Raw genomic sequence first — 1067 nt, 5'->3', positions numbered from 1 at the left:
GGGGAGTGTTCATTAAAGTGTGTCATCGGTTAAAAATCTGTTATCAAAATAATCTACGAGGTCTCTTCTCACGGATGTCCATGCAAACATAGTTCCATTCCATCTAGTCTGTGCATTTACTGTTGCAAGATACAATTGTTTTACAATTGCATTTTCTGATGTAAAAGCCCCTTTTGTTTTTGTTGTCTTGCGTACCATTCTGTGGTAGCTTTCAATGGGATTGTTGGTATAGATTACTCTTCTGAGTGCTGGCGGGTATTTATAAAAATTGGTCAGTCTGACCCAGTTATTGTTCCAACTTCTAAAAATAACTTTATACTTCTTTCCCCATTTTTCCTCAGCTTGTACCAGATATTGAGCGGCCGCTTGTTCATTCAGAGCTGTGTATATCTTTTTCAGATCCTTTACCAAAGGCTTGACATCAAGGTGGGATGCATATTTTATGCTGTTCCGCATTTGGTGTACCAGACATAACTGTACATCGGTCTGGGGAAAGATATCCTCAACGGCATCGCCAAAACCGCTTAGGTTATCAATACAGGCTACAAATATATCCTGGACACCACGTTGTTTAAGCTCGTGAAGGACACTTCTCCAAAAACTACTGGATTCATTATCACCAAAATAAATCCCCAGAACCTGTTTCTCTCCGTCCCGATTGACTCCCAAGATATTATAAACAGCTTTTGTAACAACTTTTCCGTGTTCCCTTACCTTGAAGTGCATTGCATCGAGCCACATTACTGGATATACGCTCTCCAAGGGGCGTTGTTGCCATTCCAATATATCTGGAAGTATCTTATCGGTTATTGCGTTCAGGGTGCCTACGGACAGCTCAACATCATACATTTCCTTTAACTGGTCCTGAATGTCACGGTAGCTCATCCCGCGACCGTAAAGGGACAGAATCTTCTTGTCAAGATCCATATCAAGCCTGCGCTGTCGCTTTTTTACTGTTTGGGGCTCGAACGTACCATTGCGGTCACGCGGCGAAAAAATTTCCAGCCCACCAGAAGAGCTAAGGACATTTTTTCGCCCCCGCCCATTGCGACGGTTCTTTGATGTCT

1 protein-coding gene is annotated in these 1067 nt (G+C 42.7%); it reads right to left on the bottom strand.

Going from position 1 to position 1067, the window contains the following annotated elements; translation table 11 throughout:
* Window positions 1-12: 12 nt before the first annotated feature.
* The coding region (locus VZD24_RS15215; RefSeq protein ID WP_342688110.1) for an IS256 family transposase at window positions 13-1067 on the bottom strand (1055 nt) is incomplete at its 5' end.

The organism is Aequorivita flava (genome assembly GCF_038742595.1).
GTDB lineage: Bacteria > Bacteroidota > Bacteroidia > Flavobacteriales > Flavobacteriaceae > Aequorivita > Aequorivita marisscotiae.
This window is presented reverse-complemented; position numbering and strand designations above follow the sequence as displayed.